General features: G+C 66.7%; 19 protein-coding genes and 1 pseudogene. 15 read left to right on the forward strand and 5 right to left on the reverse strand.

Translation table 11 applies throughout. The features are described 5' to 3' along the window. Nucleotides 1-28 precede the first annotated feature (28 nt). From VPH47_RS10500 to VPH47_RS10545, 10 genes are all read left to right on the forward strand, one after another. Entirely contained in the window at nt 29-796 is a 768-nt protein-coding gene (locus VPH47_RS10500; RefSeq protein ID WP_110712286.1) for a hypothetical protein, read from the forward strand. Between the two features lie 81 nt (nt 797-877). After that, complete coding sequence (locus tag VPH47_RS10505) at nt 878-1,828, forward strand: acyl-CoA desaturase (protein WP_368850748.1); 951 nt, start codon at nt 878-880, stop codon at nt 1,826-1,828. Nucleotide 1,829: 1 nt separating this feature from the next. Next, nucleotides 1,830-3,107, forward strand: a complete 1,278-nt coding sequence (locus VPH47_RS10510; RefSeq protein WP_368850749.1) for an NAD(P)/FAD-dependent oxidoreductase — start codon at nt 1,830-1,832, stop codon at nt 3,105-3,107. Next, on the forward strand, nt 3,104-3,871 hold the full coding sequence (locus tag VPH47_RS10515; RefSeq protein ID WP_368850750.1) for a DUF1365 domain-containing protein: 768 nt from the start codon (nt 3,104-3,106) through the stop codon (nt 3,869-3,871). Before VPH47_RS10510 ends, VPH47_RS10515 begins: the two co-directional genes overlap by 4 nt. Then, complete coding sequence (locus VPH47_RS10520) at nt 3,868-5,127, forward strand: class I SAM-dependent methyltransferase (RefSeq protein ID WP_368850751.1); 1,260 nt, start codon at nt 3,868-3,870, stop codon at nt 5,125-5,127. The genes VPH47_RS10515 and VPH47_RS10520 overlap by 4 nt, the downstream gene beginning before the upstream one ends. 1 nt (nt 5,128) lies before the next feature. After that, nucleotides 5,129-5,674 carry a DUF2878 domain-containing protein gene (locus tag VPH47_RS10525; RefSeq protein WP_368850752.1) on the forward strand — a complete coding sequence of 182 codons (546 nt, stop codon included), beginning with the start codon at nt 5,129-5,131 and terminating at the stop codon, nt 5,672-5,674. Next, on the forward strand, nt 5,671-6,456 hold the full coding sequence (locus tag VPH47_RS10530; protein ID WP_368850753.1) for a DUF1295 domain-containing protein: 786 nt from the start codon (nt 5,671-5,673) through the stop codon (nt 6,454-6,456). The genes VPH47_RS10525 and VPH47_RS10530 overlap by 4 nt, the downstream gene beginning before the upstream one ends. Next, the gene (locus tag VPH47_RS10535) at nt 6,453-7,526 is read left to right on the forward strand and encodes a cyclopropane-fatty-acyl-phospholipid synthase family protein (protein WP_110712279.1); all 1,074 of its coding nucleotides are present in this window, start codon (nt 6,453-6,455) and stop codon (nt 7,524-7,526) included. Before VPH47_RS10530 ends, VPH47_RS10535 begins: the two co-directional genes overlap by 4 nt. Nucleotides 7,527-7,534: 8 nt before the next feature. Continuing rightward, the gene (locus VPH47_RS10540; protein WP_368850754.1) at nt 7,535-8,068 is read left to right on the forward strand and encodes a lipocalin family protein; all 534 of its coding nucleotides are present in this window, start codon (nt 7,535-7,537) and stop codon (nt 8,066-8,068) included. Nucleotides 8,069-8,192: 124 nt separating this feature from the next. After that, entirely contained in the window at nt 8,193-8,564 is a 372-nt protein-coding gene (locus VPH47_RS10545) for a response regulator (RefSeq protein WP_180846603.1), read from the forward strand. Nucleotides 8,565-8,580: 16 nt separating this feature from the next. On the opposite strand, the gene VPH47_RS10550 is transcribed toward VPH47_RS10545, so the two are convergent. The 3 genes from VPH47_RS10550 to VPH47_RS10560 all read right to left on the reverse strand — a co-directional run bounded on the left by VPH47_RS10550 (nt 8,581) and on the right by VPH47_RS10560 (nt 12,406). Beyond that, entirely contained in the window at nt 8,581-9,771 is a 1,191-nt protein-coding gene (locus VPH47_RS10550) for an aminotransferase class V-fold PLP-dependent enzyme (RefSeq protein ID WP_368850755.1), read from the reverse strand. 89 nt (nt 9,772-9,860) lie between these two features. Beyond that, the gene (locus VPH47_RS10555; protein ID WP_350260277.1) at nt 9,861-11,075 is read right to left on the reverse strand and encodes an FtsX-like permease family protein; all 1,215 of its coding nucleotides are present in this window, start codon (nt 11,073-11,075) and stop codon (nt 9,861-9,863) included. 11 nt (nt 11,076-11,086) lie between these two features. Beyond that, complete coding sequence (locus tag VPH47_RS10560; protein ID WP_180854424.1) at nt 11,087-12,406, reverse strand: ABC transporter permease; 1,320 nt, start codon at nt 12,404-12,406, stop codon at nt 11,087-11,089. A gap of 86 nt (nt 12,407-12,492) precedes the next feature. Here VPH47_RS10560 and VPH47_RS10565 point away from each other — a divergent pair, with 86 nt between their 5' ends. Further along, the gene (locus VPH47_RS10565; RefSeq protein WP_368850756.1) at nt 12,493-13,098 is read left to right on the forward strand and encodes a GNAT family N-acetyltransferase; all 606 of its coding nucleotides are present in this window, start codon (nt 12,493-12,495) and stop codon (nt 13,096-13,098) included. Here VPH47_RS10565 and VPH47_RS10570 read toward each other — a convergent pair. Beyond that, nucleotides 13,008-14,432: a serine hydrolase domain-containing protein gene (locus VPH47_RS10570; RefSeq protein WP_368850757.1), complete on the reverse strand. Its 1,425-nt coding sequence runs from the start codon at nt 14,430-14,432 to the stop codon at nt 13,008-13,010. The genes VPH47_RS10565 and VPH47_RS10570 overlap by 91 nt on opposite strands. Nucleotides 14,433-14,522: 90 nt before the next feature. Between VPH47_RS10570 and VPH47_RS10575 the strand changes: the two genes are divergently transcribed. The 4 genes and pseudogenes from VPH47_RS10575 (at nt 14,523) to VPH47_RS10590 (ending at nt 18,233) form a co-directional block, all read left to right on the forward strand. Then, on the forward strand, nt 14,523-15,119 hold the full coding sequence (locus VPH47_RS10575) for an ArsR/SmtB family transcription factor (RefSeq protein WP_368850758.1): 597 nt from the start codon (nt 14,523-14,525) through the stop codon (nt 15,117-15,119). A gap of 163 nt (nt 15,120-15,282) precedes the next feature. Further along, entirely contained in the window at nt 15,283-15,909 is a 627-nt protein-coding gene (locus VPH47_RS10580; RefSeq protein ID WP_368850759.1) for a LuxR C-terminal-related transcriptional regulator, read from the forward strand. 389 nt (nt 15,910-16,298) lie between these two features. Continuing rightward, nucleotides 16,299-16,604 (forward strand): annotated as a pseudogene (locus VPH47_RS10585) (transporter substrate-binding domain-containing protein); the annotation flags it as partial. A 162-nt stretch (nt 16,605-16,766) separates the two neighbouring features. After that, nucleotides 16,767-18,233, forward strand: a complete 1,467-nt coding sequence (locus tag VPH47_RS10590; protein ID WP_368851583.1) for a hybrid sensor histidine kinase/response regulator — start codon at nt 16,767-16,769, stop codon at nt 18,231-18,233. On the opposite strand, the gene VPH47_RS10595 is transcribed toward VPH47_RS10590, so the two are convergent. Then, entirely contained in the window at nt 18,234-18,989 is a 756-nt protein-coding gene (locus VPH47_RS10595) for a SapC family protein (protein WP_110712269.1), read from the reverse strand. Between the last annotated feature and the right edge of the window lie 107 nt (nt 18,990-19,096).

Genomic DNA, 19,096 nt, shown 5'->3' on the forward strand with positions numbered 1-19,096 from the left:
CTGGGCCCTCCCCTTCCGGATGAACACCATGCGCACTGCCTGGCTGCTGCTGTGCCTGCCCCATGCTGCGCTGGCGGCACCCTGGCTGCGAAGTGAAGGCGTGGCCACCTCCGCGCAGGGCGACATCCTCTACCGTGAAGTGCACTGGCGGCGCGAAGCAACGGAGGGTGCCGAGCGCTGGGTGCTGTACCAGTGCCCGGATGGCCAGCCCTTCGCCCGCAAGCACTTGCCAGCCAGCGCCCGCCCGCAGGCACGGGGCTATTCGCTGCAGGACCGCCGCAGCGGCCAGACCGCCGAAGTCGACGCAGCTGGCGACTCGGTGTCGATTGCCTGGAAGGAGGATGCCGCCAGCCTGCTGCGTCGACGCCGGCTTGAACTGCCACCGGACGCGGTCATCGATGCGGGATTCGACGCTGCCGTACGCCTGCACTGGCCGACGCTGCTTCGGGGCGAGCGCATCACGCTGCCATTCCTGGTGCCGGCACGCCAGCGCTACTTCCCGGTGCAGGTGCGACGCACCGGCCCGGTTCGCTGGCAGGGCATCGACGCCCAGGCAATCGAAGTCAGCCTGGACACCTGGTACGGCGGCATCGCACCGCGCCTGTCACTGGTCTATGCCAACGGCGACCGTCGCCTGCTGGAGTTCCGCGGCACCAGCAACCTGCGCGACACCCGCGGCAGCTATCCGCCGGTGACCGTGCGCTTCAGCTCGCCACCAGCCGAGCGAACGGCAGGCGACTGGCAACAGGCGTGGGCGCAACCCCTGGTGGAGCGTTGCGTCGTGACGCCCAGGTGAAGTGGAAATTTACTGCGCCGTGGCGCATCCATTGCGCATCCTGCTGCGTAAAGGAAGACACGACACCCGCCGAGATCCGCCATGGCCTCTGTAGCGCCCCTTCCCCGTCGACGCTGGCGCCTGCTGCGCACGCTGCAGCGCTGGTTCGATACCGGCAACGCCGCAGAGGCCACCGGCGAGCGGCCGGGGCGCATCGACTGGGTGCGCGCCGTACCCTTCGCGCTGATGCATGTCGCCTGCCTGGCGGTGATCTGGGTCGGTGCCTCATGGACGGCCGTGGTGGTCGCTGCGGCATTGTATGCAGTGCGTATGTTCGCGATCACCGCGTTCTACCACCGCTACTTCTCACACCGCACCTTCCAGGCAACGCGCCCGGTGCAGTTCGTGTTCGCAGTGATCGGCGCCTCCAGCGTACAGCGCGGACCGCTGTGGTGGGCCGCCCATCATCGCCACCACCATCGGCACGCCGACCAGCCGCTGGACCCGCACTCCCCACGTGAAGGCGGTTTCTGGCGCAGCCACATGGGCTGGTTCCTGACCCGTGAGGCCTTTGCCACCGATCTGTCGCGGGTACCGGACCTGGCACGCTTCCCCGAACTGCGCTGGCTGGACCGTTTCGATACGGCCGTGCCGGTACTGCTGGCCGCAGCGCTGTATGCATTGGGCGCCGGGTTGGAGCGCTGGGCACCGGGCCTGCACACCTCCGGCCCGCAACTGCTGGTGTGGGGCTTCTTCATCTCCACCATCGTGCTGTTCCATGCCACGGTCACCATCAACTCGCTGGCGCACCGCTTCGGCCGCCGCCGTTTCGAGACCCGCGATGACAGTCGCAACAACCTCTGGCTGGCGCTGCTCACCTTCGGCGAAGGCTGGCACAACAACCACCACTTCTTCCCGGGCACCGTCCGCCAGGGCTTCCGCTGGTGGGAAGTCGACCTGACCTGGTATGGGCTGCGCGCGTTGGCGGCGCTTGGGCTGGTCAAAGGACTCAAGCCCATTCCCGAGTGGGTGCTGGCCAAGGCGAGGTACTGATATGCGCATCGCAATCATCGGCTCGGGCATTGCCGGACTGGCCAGCGCCTGGTGGCTGGACGGCGAACACGACGTCACGCTGTACGAGGCCAACGACTATCTGGGCGGTCATACCCACACCCATGACGTGGAGGTGGATGGCCAGCGCATGGCGGTGGACACCGGCTTCATCGTGTTCAATCCGCTCCACTACCCCTTGCTGAGCGCGCTGTTCGACGAGCTGGGCGTGGCGTCGAAGCCGACCAAAATGAGCTTTTCCATGCACAGCGAGCGCAGCGGCGTGGAGTACAACGCGACCTCGCTGGATGGCCTGTTCTGCCAGCGCCGCAACCTGGCATCACCGCGGTTCTGGGGCATGCTGGCCGACCTGCGCCGGTTCTATCGCGATGCCCCCCTGTTGCTGGCAGAAGACGAGGGCCCAACGCTGGGCCAGTACCTGCGCAGCCAACGCTACGGCGATGCCTTCATCGACGAGCACCTGCTGCCGATGGCCTCCGCGTTGTGGTCGTCCCCGACGGCTACGGTGATGGACTTCCCGGCGCGCTATCTGGCCCAGTTCATGGCCAACCACCAGATGCTGCAGATGACCGGGCGTGCGCCGTGGCGGGTGGTGAGCGGCGGATCGGCGCGCTATGTCGATGCCCTGCGCGCCCGCTGGCGGGTGCATGAGCGGCTGGAGTGCCCGGTGCAGTCGGTCGAGCGCATGCCCTGGGGCGCGCGCGTGCACAGCGCGGCCGGCGTGGAAGGCTTCGATGAGGTCATCCTGGCCTGCCACAGCGACCAGACCCTGGCGCTGCTGCGTGACGCCGACCCCATCGAGCGCGACGTGCTCGGCGCCATCCGCTATCAAACCAATGAAGCGGTGCTGCACACCGATGCGTCATTGCTGCCACGCAACCGCAAGGCGTGGGCGGCATGGAACGCCCATGTGCCCCGCGATCCTGCCGCGCCGTGCACGGTCAGCTACTGCATGAACCTGCTGCAGGACCTGCCCGGCAACACGCCCCTGGTGGTAACGCTCAACCGCAGCGCGGCGATCGACCCCGGCAAGGTGCTGCGCACCCTGCGCTACGCCCACCCGGTGCACGACCATGCCGCAGTGCGCGCGCAACAGCGCTGGGCCGAGCTGCAGGGCCGACGCCACACCTGGTTCGCGGGCGCCTATTGGGGCTGGGGCTTCCATGAGGACGGCATCCTCAGCGCCCGCCGGGTGGTGGATGCGCTGCGCACCTGCAAACCGCACCGCGTCATGGCGGCTCCCGGCGAGGTGGCCGCATGAGCGCCAGTGCACTCTACTTCGGGCAGGTGATGCACCGCCGGCACCTCCCGCACCCGCATGCGTTCCGCTATCCGATCGCACAGCTGCTGCTCGACCTGGATGAACTCGACAGCGTGTTCGCCGGGCGCTGGCTGTGGTCGATCAATCGCCGCAACCTGGCCGAGTTCCGTCGCAGCGATTACTTCGGCGATCCCGCGCGGCCCTTGGCCGATGCAGTGCGCGACCACGCTGCATCCACCCTCGGCTACCGGCCCACCGGCCCCGTCCGCCTGCTCACCCATCTCCGCTTCGCCGGGCATGTGTTCAACCCGGTCAGCTTCTACTACTGCTATCGGGCCGATGGCAGCACGCTGGACTGCATCGTCGCCGAGATCACCAACACGCCCTGGAAGGAGCGGCATGCCTACGTGCTGCCAGTCGCGACGGCCACGCACGAAGGCACCTCGCTGCGCTGGCGGTTCGACAAGTGCTTCCATGTCTCGCCCTTCATGCCGATGGATTGCCATTACGACTGGCGGTTCAACTGCCCTGATGGGGATCTGCGCGTGCACATGCAGGTCTGGCGCGACGGCGTCCGCCAGTTTGATGCCACCCAGGTCATGCAACGGCACGCCCTGGATGGCCGCGGGCTGGCACGCGTCCTGGCCTGCTATCCACTGATGACCACCCAGGTGGTGGCCGCCATCCACTGGCACGCGTTGCGGCTGTGGCTGAAACGCAATCCCGTGCACGACCACCCCACCCTTGCCGAGAAACCGCGATGAACTCGATGACTCCTTCGGTCGCGCTGCCGCGCCCGGGCGCATTGGATGCCTTCCTGCGCCGCCGCCTGCTGGCCCAGCTGGCCCCGATGCGCGACGGCCGCCTGTGCGTGCGCGACGCGCTGGGCGAAGTGTGGTTGGGCGATGCCCGCGGCGAACTGCATGTCACCGTCACCATCGATGACCCGGCGTTCTATCGCAAGGTGGCGGCACAGGGCAGCGTCGGTGCAGGTGAAAGCTATATCCAGGGCGAGTGGCACTGCGATGACCTGGTCGCCCTGATACGCCTGCTGGTGCGCAATCGCGATCTGCTCGACAGCATGGAACACGGCCCGGCGCGCGTGGGAGGGTGGCTGCTGCGCGGCTGGAACCGCCTGCGCCGCAACAGCCGTGAAGGCAGCCGCCGCAACATCGCTGCGCACTATGACCTCGGCAACGATTTCTTCGCCCTGTTCCTGTCGCCGGACCTGATGTACTCCTCGGCCCTGTTCGCCGAAGACGGCGAGTCGCTGGAGTCCGCCTCGCACCGCAAGCTGGACCGCATCTGCCAGCAGCTGCAGCTCAAGCCGGGCGATCGCGTGGTGGAGATCGGTACCGGTTGGGGTGGTTTTGCGCTGCACGCGGCACAGCACTATGGCTGCCACGTCACCACCACCACCATCTCCGCCGAGCAGCATGCGCTGGCCACCGAGCGCGTCCGCATCGCCGGCCTGCAGGACAAGGTCACGCTGCTGATGCAGGACTATCGCGACCTGCAGGGTCAGTACGACAAGCTGGTCTCGATCGAGATGATCGAAGCCATCGGCGCGGAATACCTGGACACCTACATGGCCACGCTGCAGCGACTGCTGAAGCCGGATGGCGTGGCCCTGCTGCAGGCGATCACCATCGAGGATCACCGTTACGAACAGGCACGGCGCAGCGTCGACTACATCAAACGCTACGTGTTCCCCGGCAGTTTCATTCCATCGATCAACGCGATCATGACCGCCAAGACCCGCTCCAGTGACCTGCAGCTGGTCGCCCAGCAGGATTTCGGCCACTCCTACGCACTGACCCTGCGCGCGTGGCGCCAACGCTTCCTTGCCCAGCTGCCCGCCGTGCAGGCGCAGGGCTTTGACGCGCGCTTCTGCCGGATGTGGGAGTTCTACCTGGCCTATTGCGAGGGCGGCTTCCTGGAGCGTTCGATCGGCGTTTCGCATCTGCTGCTGGCGCGCCCAGGGCATCGTCCCGCTGGCGCATCGGGTCAAGGCGGCTGAGATGCGCCGGTTGTGGGCCAATCTGCTTGGCAACCAGCTGGTCTGGCTGTGCGCCGTGGCCGGCGCCGGGCGCGGCTTGCAATGGCCGGCGCTGCTGGCAGCATCGCTCTACATCGGCAGCCAGCTGCTGACCTCGCCGCAACCGCGGCTGGATCTTCGGCTGATGGGACTGGCCTTGGCCTGCGCCTGGCTGGTCGATGCCAGCGCGGCAGCCAGCGGAATGGTGCGCTATGCCGCTGCTCCGCTCGGCTGGGCACCGCCGCCCTGGATCATGGCGCTGTGGGCCGCCTTCGCGATGACCTTGAACACCTCGATGCGCTTCCTGCAGCGCCACCCCGCTCTGCCAGCCCTGTTCGGCCTGCTGCTGGCCCCGCTGGCGTATCTCTCCGCGGCGCGCGGTTTCGATGCGGTTCGATTCACTGCGCCACTGTGGCAGGGCCTGCTGGTGCTGGGTGTGGGCTGGAGCATCGCGCTTTCGCTGCTGTGCATGGCCGCTCGTCGCGGCTCCAGCACCATTCCGCCGCCCTTGGCCGGAGCACCGTCATGATCAATCTGTTGTGGGTCCTGCTGTATGCCGTGCTGGTGATGAGCTGGGGCTGGGCCTGGCAGCGCCGCCACCGCAACATCGGCGTGGTCGACGTGCTCTGGGCCAAGGGCGTGGGCGCATCTGCGCTGCTGCTGGCACTGCTTGGTGACGGCGCGATCGTGCCACGGGTTGCACTGGGGCTGCTTGGCGGCCTGTGGGGCAGTCGACTCGCCCTGCACCTGTGGCACCGAGTCCGTCACGAGCAGGAGGATGGGCGTTACCGTTACCTGCGTGAGTACTGGCATGGGCATCAGGGCAGGATCTTCGGCTTTTTCATGGCCCAGGCATTGCTGGTCGTACTGTTCGCCCTGCCCTTTGCCGCGGCGGCTGCCAATCCCCGTGCCGACCTGACACCTTGGGTCGTGGCCGCCGCACTCGTCTGGCTACTGAGTGTCGGTGGCGAGAGCCTGGCCGACCATCAACTGGCCCGGTTCCGCGCGGATCCGGCGAACAAGGGTCGCACCTGCCGCGACGGGCTGTGGCGCTACTCCCGCCACCCCAACTACTTCTTCGAATGGCTGCACTGGTTCAGCTACGTCTTGCTCGCGGTGGGCTCGCCGCTGTGGTGGCTGGCCTGGGCCGGACCGCTGTTGATATACGTGTTCCTGCGCTACCTCAGCGGCATCCCGTTCACCGAAAAGCAGGCCCTGCGCAGCCGGGGCGAGGACTACCGCGCCTACCAGCGCAGCACACCGATGTTCTTCCCCTGGTTCCCCCGTTCTTCCAAGGAGCATTCCGCATGAGCGCGATCCCGTCACTGAACCCGGCCGACGACGCGGAAACCGGGCTGATCGCCTGGGCCGAGCGCGGACTGGTTCCCGATGCGGCGCTGCGCGCCGGCATCCGTCGCCTGTGCGCGCAACGCCTGCACGAGGAAATGCTGGGCGGTATCGAAGCACAGTCCGCGCGCTTCGGCCGTCGCATCGCAGAACTCGCCGACAGCCCGCTGGCGCTGCATGTCGACGCGGCCAACCGGCAGCACTATGAAGTGCCGGCAGCCTTCTTCCAGGCCTGCCTGGGCAAGCGTCTGAAGTACAGCAGCTGCTACTACCCCACCGGCCGGGAAACCCTGGACCAGGCCGAGGAAGCCATGCTAGAGCTGTACGGCCAGCGTGCCGCCCTGGCAAACGGCCAACAGATTCTTGAACTCGGCTGTGGCTGGGGCTCACTGACGTTGTGGATGGCCGAACGCTATCCGCAGGCGCATATCACCGCCGTTTCCAATTCGCACAGCCAACGCCAGTACATCATGGCGCAATGCCAGGCGCGCGGCCTGGGCAATGTCGAGGTACTGACCCGCGACGTCAACGAACTTGAACTGCCGACGGCACAGTTCGACCGCTGTGTGTCGGTGGAAATGTTCGAGCATGTGCGCAACTACGAACGCCTGCTGGCGCGGATCAGCCAGTGGCTGAAGCCCGACGGCGCGCTGTTCGTGCACATCTTCGCCCACCGCACGCTGATGTATCCGTTCGAGACCGGCGGCGGTGACAACTGGATGGGCCGCCACTTCTTCACCGGCGGCCTGATGCCCGCTGCCGACACCCTGCTGCACTTCCAGCGCGACCTGCAGTTGCAGCAGCGCTGGTTGCTGGATGGCACCCACTACCAGCGCACCGCAGATCACTGGCTGGCCAACCAGGATGCAGCGCGCGGGGACGTGATGCCCATCCTGGTCGCCACATATGGCCAGGCTGCCGCAAAAATCTGGTGGCAGCGCTGGCGCATGTTCTGGATGGCCTGTGCCGAGCTGTTCGGCTACGACGATGGCCAGCAGTGGCTGGTGGCCCACTACCTGTTCCGTCCCCGTTGAGGTGCCGCATGCGCATGTTCTCGCTGCTTCCCCTGCTCGCGGTCGGCCTGTTCGGTTCCGGCTGCAGCGCGAGTGACACCCGCCCCTTGCCGCGCCCATCCGCGGTGGACGTGCCGCGTTTCATGGGCGACTGGTACGTGATCGCACACATTCCCTCACGGCCCGAGCGCGAGGCCTTCGACGCCGTGGAAAGTTACGCGCTGCGACCGGATGGGCGCATCCAGACCACCTTCACCTATCGCAAGGGCAGCTTCGACGCCCCGCAGAAGTCGATGCATCCGATCGGCCGGGTGGAGAAGGAAGGAAACGGCGCCGTCTGGGGCATGCAGTTCATCTGGCCGATCCAGGCCGAATACATCATTGCCTGGCTCGACGAAGACTACCGCCAGACCATCGTGGCGCGCAGCAAGCGTGACTACGTCTGGTATATGGCACGTACGCCACGGGTCTCGGAAAGCGACTACCAGCAGGCAGTGCAGCGCATTGCGGCGATGGGCTATGACACCCGCAAGCTGCGGCGCGTGCCGCAGTCGGTGCGATGACGTCTTCGCTGGAAACCGGTGAACGCAGGCGGCATTTCGCGCCAACCTGACGCGGCGCATCCACGGCGTTGATGTGCCGCTGCGCACACTGCATTACCCCACCGCAAGACAGGCTCCTCCCGGCATGCATCCCTTATCCCATCCGCGCACCTGCAACCTGTTGCTGGTGGAGGATCAGTTCGACCTGGCCGCCTTGATGGAGCAGGCACTACAGGACGGGGGGAGCCAGGTGACACACGCCTACAGCGTATTCGACGCGATGGAACTGCTCGACACCCAGCACTTCGATGGCGCCGTGCTGGATGTGGAGCTGCGTGACGGCGTGGTGTTTCCGGTTGCCGACCGCCTGGCCGACCTCGGCATTCCCTATCTGTTCGTTTCAGCAGTCTATGACCAGCTCGTTCCGGCGCGGCATCGCCGCGCGCCGTTCGTGGCCAAGCCGTTCCATCTCGACATGCTGCAGCAGGCGGTGCATCGCACCGTAACCGGGCATTGAACGTCCGTGCTCCGGATCAGTCGAGCGTGCCCAGCAGCCACGCCACGCAGCGCCTGACATCCTCGGCGTCATGCCAGCAATGGAGTGCGACGCGCAGATAACCCAACCGGACGCTGCTGTGGATGCCCTGCGCCTCTGCTGTCGCCAGCAGGCGCGCCAACCGCTCCTCCGGAAGCGCGAAGCAGAGCGTCGGGCCCAGACGATCCTGTTCGAGCAGCGCCATCAGTCGCGCAGCTTCCGCACGCCACGTCCCGTCACCCAGCGCCAATTGCTCGAGCAGCTGTCGCTGCAGCGATGCCACATGCGCCTGGATGGCGGCCACACCGCCACAGTCCAGCAGCAGCTGCAGTGATGAGGCAAGTGCCTCGCACGACAGGATCGAAGGACTGCCCGCTTCCAGCCGCCGTCCGTCCGTGGCCCAGAGGTCGGCCGCGGGCGCCGGGTCCGAAGTCTGCGAGAACTCCTCGGGCCCGGAGAGCCAGGTTCCCAGCGGAACCAGCTTCTGGCGGAACCCGGGCTCGGTCCAAAGGAAGCCCTGCCCCTGCAGGCCCAGCAGGCCCTTGTGGCCCCCGGTCGCCAGCGCGCTCACGCCCGTCAGTTCGAGCGTTGTCGTGCCGGCACCCTGGATCGCATCAACCACAAGATCGACACCCGCGCCGCGACACGCCGTTCCCAGTTTCTGCAGATCCAGTTTGATTCCATCCTGGAAGCGCACCCAGGAGGCGGCGATCATCCGGGTGCGCGGCGTGATCGCTTCGATCAGCCGATCTTCCGGCGCATCCCGTGCGGTCGGGCGCTGGCCTGGCTGCCACAGGTCGATCTCCCGGCACCGCACGCCGCGTCGGGACAACGCCAGCCACGGCAGGCGGTTGCTGGGGAACTCGCCTGCCGGAATCAGGATCTCGTCACCAGCCTGCCAGGGGTAACCGAACGCAACGGCCTCCAGGCCGGACGAGGTGCAGGTCATCAGGCTGATGTCCGCAGCGTCAACGGCCAGCAGCGTCGCAGCGGCATGCCGCAACCTGCGCTGGACATCCAGGAAGTCCTCCTCCCAGCGCAACTCCCACGGCCGCAGCTGCACCCCCATCAATGCCTGCACCGCATCCGCGGATGCCCGCGGCAGCGGCCCGTCCTTGCAATGGGAAAGCCACAGCACATCGCGTGGCATATCGAACGCGGCAGGATCAAGCAGGGAAGCGGTAGTCATAGGGGGAACGGCAGCATCTGCGGGAGACACCCATCATGCGGGGCGTGCCCGCCGGCACGTCAAGCGCCCTGAGCATGCAGCACCGGAAATCAGGCAGACCGGATGGCCTGCACGGGCATGATCGCGGACGCCCTCAATGCAGGTGCCAATACCGCCACCTGCCCCAGCAGCCACAGCGCCAGCGCACTGATCGGCAGGTACGCCAGTGGAAGCCGGGGCAGTTCGTAGAACCGCATCAGACCGAGGTTGAATGCATAGGCCAGCAACGCGCCAACTACGACACCCAGGCTCACGACCAGGAAGTTCTCCAGCTGGAAGTAGCGCAGGATGTCGCGGCGGGTAGCACCCAGCGCACGGCGGATGCCGATCTGCCTGCGCCGCTGCTCTACCCAGTAGCTGGCCAGGCCGACAATGCCCAGCGCGGTGGCTCCCAGCAGCGCGACGATCACGCCCGCCAGCAGCGCCATCATCAACCTGGCGCCATGGAAATAGTCCGCGCGCAGCTCGGCGACGGTGCGGCTGGCGGCCTGGTCGAATACCACGTCGGGGGCCACTGCTGCCACCGCCCGCTGTGCGTCGGCCATGACCCGCGGCAGCGCTTCGGGCGCGGCCCGCACCAGGTAGCGCCCCGCCAACTGCGGACCTGGCTTGGCCGGCATCAGCACGGACCAATCATTGCCCAGCGCCTCCCCTCCACCTGGCTGTGACACAGCCAGGTGCTCGACCACGCCGATAACGGTGAAACGGCTGTCCATCGACCACAGGCTGCGCCCCACTGCCGGCTCACCGGGCCAGTAACGTTCCGCCAGCTGCCGCGTCACCAGGATCGGCGCATTGGCGGGCACGTACTGCCCGATCGGCGCGTACTCGGCGGCATCCGGCAAGCGCCCGGCCAACAGCTCCAGGCCCAGCGCCTGGATCGCCACCGCATCACCCAGGTAGAAATCGAGGACCCCGCCGAAGACGTTGCCGCTCTCATCGGTATGGACACCCGCGCGGACACCCGGCTCACCGAACGGAACGGCGCTGATGATGCCGACCGACGTTACGCCCGGAATCGCCTGCAGTGCACCGGTCACACGGGCATTGAGGTCAGCGGCCTGCGCGGCGTCGAATCCGGAGAGCTGCACAATGCCCAGCGACGACTCGGCCAGGCCGCTGTCCAGGTTCAGTGCACGCCCCTTCTCGGTGAGCATGAAGATGGCATTGCACAGCACGGCGCAGGCCAGCGCGATCTCCAATGCAATCAACAGGGTGGCCAGCCGGTGCTTGCGCAGCGCTGCGATGATCAGTCCGGTTTGCATGATCGTGTCCTCTACAGCAGCTTGAGCTGCGCCACGGGCTGGATCGAACTCGCGCGATAGGCGGGAATCGCGCCTGCCACCAGGCTGGCCAGCAGGGAAAGACCGAAGGTGGCCATGAACATGGCCGGGTCCAGATGGATCAGGTCCGCGTAGGCAACCGGCTGGGCGCGGATCACCCACAGGCCCAGCAAGGTCAGCAGCAGCCCGCCCAACCCTCCGGCGACACCGATCAGCCCGGCTTCCAGCATGCATTGCATGAACACCGCACGCCGGCTGGCACCCAGTGCGCGCCGCAGGCCGATTTCTCCGCCGTGGCGCAGGAAGCGCGCCAGCAGCAGCCCGACCACATTGGCCAGGCAGACCATCAGGAACGCAAAGGACAGCACCGTCTGTACCTTCACGTCACTCGGCACTACCTGGTTGAAGTCCAGCCACGCCATCAACGAGCGGAGCCGGGTATTGTCGGCGTGCCGGATGCGCCCCAGGCGCTGCTGTTCGCCGGCGTAGTTGGCCAGATAGCGACGATAGCCGGCCACCTTCTCCGGGCTGCCCAGTTCCACCCAGACCGCGACCGCCACGCAGGGCGAGTTCTGCAGCACACCCGGCTTATCGGGCATTGCCCAGCAGGTAAAGGGCTGGAAGTCGCCTTCGTTGATATCCAGGCTGGTCGACATCGGCAGATAGATGTCATCGGCCGCGGCGTAGAAACTTGACGTCTCGCCACCCGAGAACCGCCCTCCCCTGATCTTGTAGAACAGGGGAGAGGGCCGCCAGTGATCCAGCACGCCGATCACCTGCACATGGGTATCCTTGACCCGGAGGGTCTGGCCGACACTGTCGCGGCCCCCGAACAGGCGCTGGTTCAACCGGGCCGAGATGACCGCGACGCGGCCGCGACGCTGGTCATCGTCAGCCGTCCAGGCGCGGCCATACTGGAAGGGCACCTCGAACATGGGGAAGAAGTCCGCCGTGGTCGAGATCGAAGATCCCATCAGCGGCGCCGTCCCGGCCAGGTCCGAACGGAGCTTCACCGGATTGACCACCACCATGGTCTGCCGGTCTGCCTGGCCCGATGACCAGAGATCGTGCGCGGTCCGATAGTCGAGTACGTCGTGTGGTTCGCGTCCTTTCGATCCAGGATCGACGTCCACCTGCGGATAGAAGATCCGATCACTCCGGCCAGGCAGCGGATCCCCGGAAAGCAGGTGGGTGACGGTCAGCGTGGTCATGCTGGCGCCGATCCCCACGGCAACCGCCAGCACCATCAGTGCGGTAATGATCGTGTTGCGCCTGGCGTTGTGCAGCGCCAGCTTCAGGTAATAGCCCATCATGGAAGGTGCATCCCCCTGCGTCCGTCATGCTCCATGCAGATACGATGCAGGGGTTGCCAGAAAGGTTTAAACGGATGAGGCGGACGATGGACGGGCACTTCAGCAGTACAGACCTGCCAGGCAGTGATGGCTTTGGGATTCGGGCCCTGCTCGCCGATGACCTGGATCTGATCTGCGCCCACCGCGAGGCGATGTTCCGCGAGAGTGGCCGCCCAGCAGACGTGCTGGAGCAGATGGCCGGCCCTTTCCGTGCCTGGCTCGCGCCGCGCCTGGCCTCCGGCGACTATTTCGGATTTGCCCTCACGGACCAGGGGCGCCCCATCGCGGGCATCGGCCTGATGCTGATCGACTGGCCGCCCCACCCTGCCCACCCGGAGCAGGACAGCCGCGGCTATGTGTTGAACGTCTACGTCGAGCCGGCCTATCGCCGGCGTGGGATCGCCCGCACGCTGATGTCATGGGCCGACCGTGCTTTCGCCGAACGCGGCGTCACCTATGCGGTGCTGCACGCCACCGAACAGGGAAGGCCGCTGTACGCCGATCTGGGCTGGGCGCCGACCCGCGAAATGGCCCGCACCCTGGACGCAGCCGCTCCCGGCAGTCAATCCAGCGCGAACCCTGCAACCTTGCCCTCTTCGTCGGGGCGGATCATGTACGGCATGAAGACGCCCGGCCCAAAGGTTGCCACGTAGCGGTACATCGTGCCCCTCTCGCTGGCCTGGGTACCTTTGAAGATCAGGGTGACCGGCTTCCCGTAGGGCGCGACCGCCTTCGATAGCCCGGCGCCCATCCCCGCCTCCAGCCTTGCACGCAGGTTCGCGCTGAAATCCGCATAGCCGTGCCCGGCCTGCAATTGTTCAAACGTCGCACGCGCACGCGCGGTCACTGCGGCCTCTTCGGCAGGCGCAGGCCGGCTCCAGGCAGCGACGATGGCGGGATGAAGCGCACTGAAGACCGCATTGGTCAGCGTGACTCCGGCCTCCGGCGCCTTGTCCCCAAGATTGGTGAAGGCAATGATGCGCAGCCCAAGATCGGGAAAGTATTCGTCGGCGGTGGTGAACCCCTGCGAACCACCGGTATGGCCGATCCGGGCCTGGCCGTAGACCGCATTGACGAACAACCCCAGCCCATAGTCGGCGCTGCCACCCTCACCGGTGTGGACCGGCGTGATCATTTCACGGTAGCCGGCCTGGCTGACCACGCGACCCTCGCTCAGGCCGTGGTCCCAGCGCGCCAGGTCGTCCAGCGTACCGACCAGGGCGCCGGCAGCACCGCTCCAGTCCGGGTGGAAGTAAGGTGATCGGCGCAGGACGCCCGCCTCGTGCCGATACCCCACCGCCATGCCTTGCAGTCGCCCCGTGTCGGCCAGGGTGAAGGTATGCCGCATGCCCAGCGGCTCCAGCAGGTGCCGTCGCACGTAGTCGACGTAACGCTCGCCCGATACCACCTCGATGACCCGGCCGAGCAGGATGTATCCGGTATTTGAGTACGACCAGCGGCTGCCCGGCGCGAAATCGAGAGGGCGATCGCTGATACGCGCGATCAGCCGATCAAACGCAATCGGCTGCGTCACCAGGGCATCGACCTCCGGTTCGGGCCCGTCGAAATAGTCATGCAGGCCGCTGGTATGGGACAGCAGCTGGCGCAGGGTCACCTCGTGCGCATGCGGGGCGTCTGGCAGGTACCTGGCAAGTGGATCATCCAGCGTGAGCCTGCCGGCCTCCTGCAGCTGCACGACCGCAGCGGCGGTGAACTGCTTGGTGATCGAGCCGATCTCGAAGGGCGTGTCGGCACGCACCGCCAGCCCCCGCGCCAGGTCGCGCTGGCCATAGGCCTTCGCGTGGATCAGGCGCCCGTCCTGGAGGACCATCACCGCCGCACCGGGAACATTGAAGCGACGCATGACCTGGTCGACGCCACTGTCGATGCCTTGGATCACGGCCGCATCCAGTGTGCCTTTCGCTCTGCCCGAAGCATCGCTACGCACCACTTCCGTGGCAACAGCGGGCCTGCTGCTGCCCATCATTGCCAACAGCAGGCCACCCAGGGCAATCCAGATACGTGCCGTGCGCATTTCCGAGCCCATATAATTCAAATTTGAACTATAGTTTGAATTATGAACTCCCCCGCCGCAAGCCACCCCAGCCCGGCAGCGCTCAAGCTGACACCCACCCAGCTTGCCGCGATGGCCTCCCCCGCACGGATGGCGATACTGCAGCGCCTGGACGCAGAGGGTCCCGCGAGCATCCGCGAGCTTGCCGAGCGCCTGGGCCGCCCGGCCACAGCGCTCTACCACCATCTGGCGCACCTGGAGAAGCATGGCCTGGTACGCATCACCGAGCACCGCGACACCGGCCGCCGGCCTGAAGCGGTCTACGCGGCGGCGTCGGCACAGCTGTCCTCCCGCGACGCGGTGCGCACCCCGTCCGGCCGGCGGAGTCTCGTTCACGTGGCGACACGCGTCGTCGCCGCCACCCTGCGCGCCTTCGCCTCAGCCGCCACCCATGCCGCCACCCGCTTTGAAGGACCGCACCGCAACTGCGTGGTCAGGCACCTGTCCTTCCGCGCCGACGATGCGCGCCTCGCCCGCATCAACGCATTGATCGACGAGCTTGAGGCCACCGGGCTCGACGCCGGCACACAGGGCGACACCATGCTGTTGACCGTCCTGATGGCACCTGCCACACACAAGCCGCGCGGAACACCGACCTGACCGGCTCGTCCATCGCCCTCATCAATGAATATTGCCCAGTTCAATTTTCATTGATGATCGATTCTTAGGAATAATCGCAAAAACCCTGCAGATTGAATGATCAGCGGGGCGTCAGCGCCAGAATGATCGCCACGCCCCTGCGGCGCCGATCACCTCCCTGCGCATGAATGGACACCCCGCACCGCGCCGACTGCGCCTGGCACTCCTGGACGATCATGAAGTCGTCCGCCGCGGCACCGGCCTGCACCTGTCACAGGACGCCCGCTTCAGGATCATCGCCAGCCACGGGCACAGTGACGCCTTCATCCAGACCCTGCAGAAGACGCGGGTGGATGTCGCGATCATCGATCTGACACTGGCCCGCGACGATCGCAGCAGCGCGGAGCTGATCCCCCTGCTGCGCAGCGCATTCCCACGCACGCCACTGCTTGCCTTCGCCACCCTCTCCCCCGCCACCCATCTCCATCACCTGCTGGAGGCCGGCATCAGCGGTATCGTCAGCAAGGCCGAGCCACTGCCCATGCTGTCCGAAGCGATCATCCGTGTGTCGCAGGGGCTCGAGCGCCTGCCACCCGACCGCACCATTCCGGCAGACTGCGGTGAGCTCAGCCGCAACGAGCGCGAAGTGCTGAACCTGCTGCTGGCTGGCCTGACCGTCTCCGAGATCGCGCTGCACCGTCACCGCAGCGTCAAGACTGTCAGCACGCAGAAGATCGCGGTCCTGCGCAAGCTCGGGCTGCGCAACGATGCCGAAATCTATTCCATGCGGCGCCCACAGGACGCCCCGTGACGCGGCGCGACCACCCTCGCCGGCAGGGCTCCCTCCTCCTGCTGCTGGCCCTGCTTCTGCTGCCGGCCGCTTCGGCCGAGGACGCGCAGTCACAACGATGGCTGCCCGGTCGCGAGGTCCGCGTCGCCACCGCACCCTCGCTGCGCCCATTGCCCGCAGACCTTGCGGGCACGGCGCCGCTGCCCACCCTCGCCCACGGCTACGCCGATCTCGTGGCGCGACATTCCGGACTCCAGTTCAAGGAGCACCCCTATCCCAGCACCGGCACATCGGTGAGCGCCGTATGCCGTGGCGACGCCGACCTGGTACTGGTGGTCGGGGCGGCCAGGCATCTGCCGCCGTCCTGCCCCCATCTGGTGGCCTCTGCCCCTTTCCGAGGTGGCAGGACCATGCTGGCCGGCCGCGTGGATGACCGCTTGCCGCATGACATCGCGCAACTGGATGGCCGAACGGTTGCGGTGGTCAGCGGCGGGCCCTATGCCGGATGGCTGGCCGCCCATCATCCGCAGGTTCCACTGCTGTACCTGCCTGACCGGCATGCCACATTGGCCGCGGTCGAGGCCGGCATGGCCGATGTCGCGATAGGCGTGGAGACCACTCTGCAACCGATGATCCGGCAGTACTTCGCCGGCCAGCTGCAGGTGCAGCCATTCGAGATCGGACTCTCCACCGACCTGCGCCTGCTGGTACGCCGCGAGGACCGGCAACTGCTGGCGCGCATCGACCAGGCCCTGCAGGACATCACACTGGAAGAGCATGCCGGCCTGCTGCAGCTCTGGGCCTGGCAGATACTGCCGGCTCCGGTTGGAAAGGCGCTGGACTGGCTGCGCACGCCGCCCCCGATCTGGCTGCTGGCAGTGCTGGCACTGCTGGCCGGCTTTCCCGTGTTCTGGCTTTCGCTGCACCAGCAACACGGACGTGAGCGGCGCAAACAGACACGCGCAGCGGGTGTGATCAGCCACGAGATACGCAATTCGGCCCAGGTGGTACTGGCCTCGATCGACCTGCTCAGTCAATCGCCCGCGCCCAAGGCGCAACGCGAACTGCTTGCCGCCGCCAAAGCCGCAGGCCATGCGCTGCGCGGCATGTTGAATCGCTCACTGGAGTTCGCGCGATTGGCCGAAGGGGGATTCACGCCCCGCGCACAGGCCTGCGATGTGTTCCTGCTCTGCCGCCAATCGTTGGACGCAGTCCGCCCACAGGCACTGCTGAAAGGACTCGAACTGCGCTTCGAAGGCACGCCGGACCAGGCATCCACCGTCGCTCTCGACCCCGAGGGACTGCGCCAGATTGTCGACAACCTGCTGGCCAACGCAGTGAAGTTCACCGATATCGGCGGGATCGATCTGCGCATACAACTGAGGCCAGTCGCCGATCCCCAGGAGCTGCTGCTCGATGTGATCGACAGCGGCATCGGCATCGATGCCCGCCAGGCTGCACGATTGTTCCAGCCGTTCCAGCAAGGCAAGGACGGGCAGGTGCGCGGCGGCAGCGGATTGGGCCTGGCGATCGCCCGCGAACTGGCCCACGCCATGCGTGGCACGCTGACACTGCACAGTGTGCCGGGTCGCGGCAGCCGGTTTACCCTGCGCTTGCCGGTGCAGGCTGCAAGATCCGACTTGCCGCCAGCGGAACAGACACGCCTCGGCCTTCCGCTTGCCGGCCTGGATCTGTTGCTGGTCGAAGATCACGCGATGAATCGCCAGATCATCGCCGAACAACTGCGCCGCCTTGGGGCCGAGGTCCGCGCCCTGGCCGACGCTGACGATGCCCTTGCCGAGCAAGCGCAGACCCCGCGACGGATCGTGCTGGTGGACATCGGCCTGCAGGGCATGGATGGCTACGCGCTGGCGCAGCAACTGCGCAACCAGCCCGGGGAACCGCCGCGGCTGATTGCACTGTCAGCCCGGACAGGACGCAGGCACGCGACGCGTTGCCGCAATGCAGGATTCCATGCAGTCCTGGCCAAGCCCCTGCAGATCGGACAACTGCTGCAGGCACTGGAGCTGCCGCCAGCGCCAGGGGCAACGACCGTCGACACCGTCGCGCCGCTGGATCAGGCCTACCTGGCCGACATCAACGGCGAGCTGCTGGGCATCGAGCAGGCCGTAGAGGACTACGATGCCACGGCGCTGCGTCATCATGCACATCGCCTGCAGGGTACGCTGCAATTCTGTTGCGCAACCGATCAGGCCGGAATCGCGTCCGACCTGTGGGCGCTGGGAAACGACGCCGCACCCGACTGGGCCGATGTGCGGCGCTTGCTGCAGCTGCTGCAGCACTGGCATGGCTCCCGCATTGCGGACGCCATGCCCCCTGACTGATCAGGCCGCCAGACGCTCGACCTGGCGACGGGTCAGGTCGTTGAAACGCCCCAGCGACATCAGGTGCTGGTGGATCAGGGCCAGCCAGCCGCTGCGGTGCCACTCGATCACGGTCGCTTCCGGCAGTGCCACGAACTTCTCCACGTCCACGACCTGGAAGCCGTTGAGGTTGAATTCGCGGCCATCCGGGGTACGCACGGTGGCGTTGCGCTCGACCAGCAGGCCGTTGTCGATCAGCGCCCTGGAGAAGGCCTGGGTCTGTTCGTGCTCGCGGGTGTACTGGCCGCAGAACTCCAACGCCTGCTGCACCATGTCGGTGGCCTTGCCATCGACGAACAGCGGCTGGCCTTCGTCACCACCCTTGACCACGCGCGCGCTCTCTTCGTCGATGCCCAGCAGGAAGTCGTTCTCCGCGCCGGTGTCGATGAAGATGAAGGGGTGACGACGCAGGTAGGCCGGGATATAGGCCTCGTCTTCCCACAGGCCGTCCTTGATGAACAGGTTCTGGTCGGACACGCCCACGGCAGCCATCGGCACCGCGGTCGGGCCAGCGAACAGGATCGGGAAGTGATGCAGCGCCAGCGAGAACTCGCCGAGCACCAGCGGGATGGCGTTGTTGCCGGCAGCAAACTCGAGCCTGCCCGGCAGGATGCGCAGATCGGCGTGCACATCGGCCTGCAGCGGCACCGGACGGGTGTAGAACAGGGGGGCGCTGCTCGGCGCCGCTTCGGTGGTGGTGTCGCTGGTGGTGGTCATCTTGGGAACCGTTCGATCATGCGCGCCTGCCATCCCGGGCGCGCCAGCGGGAACAACCTGAATCCCGCATTATCAACAAGCTCGATGACAACGGCCACCCCACCGAC

Origin of the sequence: Stenotrophomonas sp. WED208 (assembly GCF_040984485.1) — a bacterium.
Taxonomy (GTDB): domain Bacteria; phylum Pseudomonadota; class Gammaproteobacteria; order Xanthomonadales; family Xanthomonadaceae; genus Stenotrophomonas; species Stenotrophomonas riyadhensis.